General features: G+C 49.7%; 2 tRNA genes and 1 rRNA gene (1 of these 3 only partly in view). All 3 read right to left on the bottom strand.

Going from position 1 to position 1,986, the window contains the following annotated elements:
• Positions 1 to 14 (bottom strand) — tRNA-Ala (locus BUE76_RS02195) (it extends 73 nt beyond the left edge of the window).
• 27 nt (positions 15 to 41) lie between these two features.
• Positions 42 to 116, bottom strand: a tRNA-Ile gene (locus BUE76_RS02200).
• 171 nt (positions 117 to 287) lie between these two features.
• Positions 288 to 1,819: ribosomal RNA gene (locus BUE76_RS02205) — 16S ribosomal RNA — on the bottom strand.
• Positions 1,820 to 1,986 lie beyond the last annotated feature (167 nt).

Below are 1,986 nucleotides of genomic sequence, written 5' to 3' on the forward strand. Positions count from 1 at the left end.
TGAGCTAATCCCCCAGTGACAAAAGCCTCATGCTTGTCTAGTAGACCCGAGCAGATTTGAACTGCTGACCCCTACATTATCAGTGTAGTGCTCTAACCAGGCTGAGCTACGGATCTGTAACTGGTGCCCCGTTTCGAGTGATCAGCAAGTGATCCCCTTCTTGGGTTACTTAAGTGTAAAAGAACTTAAAGAAACAATGAAAGTATTTGGAAACAACAGCAACACGTTATAACAGTAATCATTTTGTTAGTACATCATTTGCATGATAACTAAGCTAAGCGCTCTAAAAAGGAGGTATTCCAGCCGCACCTTCCGATACGGCTACCTTGTTACGACTTAGCCCCAGTTACCGGTCTTACCCTAGGCGGCTCCTTGCGGTTACCGACTTCAGGTCCCCCCGGCTTCCATGGCTTGACGGGCGGTGTGTGCAAGGTCCGGGAACGTATTCACCGTATCATTGCTGATATACGATTACTAGCGATTCCAGCTTCACGCAGTCGAGTTGCAGACTGCGATCCGAACTGAGAGAGGGTTTTTGGGATTGGCGCCTTATCGCTAAGTGGCAGCCCTTTGTCCCTCCCATTGTAGCACGTGTGTAGCCCTGGGCATAAAGGCCATGATGACTTGACATCATCCCCTCCTTCCTCGCGTCTTACGACGGCAGTTTCAGTAGAGTTCCCAGCGTTACCTGATGGCAACTACTGATGGGGGTTGCGCTCGTTGCGGGACTTAACCCAACACCTCACGGCACGAGCTGACGACAGCCATGCAGCACCTTACTAAGTGTGTATTGCTACAAAATGAGCTTTCACCCACGGTCACTTAGCATTCTAGCCCAGGTAAGGTTCCTCGCGTATCATCGAATTAAACCACATGCTCCACCGCTTGTGCGGACCCCCGCCAATTCCTTTGAGTTTCAACCTTGCGGTCGTACTTCCCAGGTGGGATACTTAATGCTTTCGCTCAGACGCTGACAGTCATATCGCCAACGTCGAGTATCCATAGTTTAGGGCGTGGACTACCAGGGTATCTAATCCTGTTTGATCCCCACGCTTTCGTGCCTCAGCGTCAATAACTCTGTAGCAAGCTGCCTTCGCAATTGGTGTTCTATGTCATATCTAAGCATTTCACCGCTACATGACATATTCCGCTCACCTCCCGAGTATTCAAGACCCATAGTATCCATGGCAGTTTCCGAGTTAAGCTCAGAGATTTCACCACGGACTTACAAGCCCGCCTACGCACCCTTTAAACCCAGTGAATCCGGATAACGCTTGCACCCTCCGTATTACCGCGGCTGCTGGCACGGAGTTAGCCGGTGCTTATTCCCAGGGTACCGTCAAGCTCTCTAGAAAAAGAGTGTTTCGTCCCCTGTAAAAGAAGTTTACAACCCAGAGGGCCTTCATCCTCCACGCGGCATGGCTGGTTCAGACTTGCGTCCATTGACCAATATTCCTTACTGCTGCCTCCCGTAGGAGTCGGGCCCGTGTCTCAGTGCCCGTGTGACTGGTCGTGCTCTCACACCAGTTACTGATCGCAGGCTTGGTAGGCCGTTACCCTACCAACTACCTAATCAGCCGCACGCCCATCCCTGTCCACCAGAGTTTTAATCACTGTGTGATGCCACACCATGATCTTATGGGGAGTTAATCCGGGTTTCCCCGGGCTATGCCCCAGACAAGGGTAAGTTGCGTACGTGTTCCGCACCCGTTTGCCGGTCGCCGCCAGTTGTATTGCTACAACCGCGCTGCCCCTCGACTTGCATGTATTAAGCCTGCCGCTAGCGTTCATCCTGAGCCAGGATCAAACTCTCCATTGTAAATGAAGTGTTTGGATTCCTGACTAATTAATCTCAATTTGAATTGAATTAACGAGTCAAAAAAACCAATAATTAATATTATCGCTTGTTTTTGATTACCTAGTGTTTTGATACATCCTATCGGATTGTATCGTGCTGTTGCTTCCAAACTTTCAAAGATCTTAGTA

It is taken from the genome of Cnuella takakiae (genome assembly GCF_001953305.1).
GTDB lineage: Bacteria > Bacteroidota > Bacteroidia > Chitinophagales > Chitinophagaceae > Flavisolibacter > Flavisolibacter takakiae.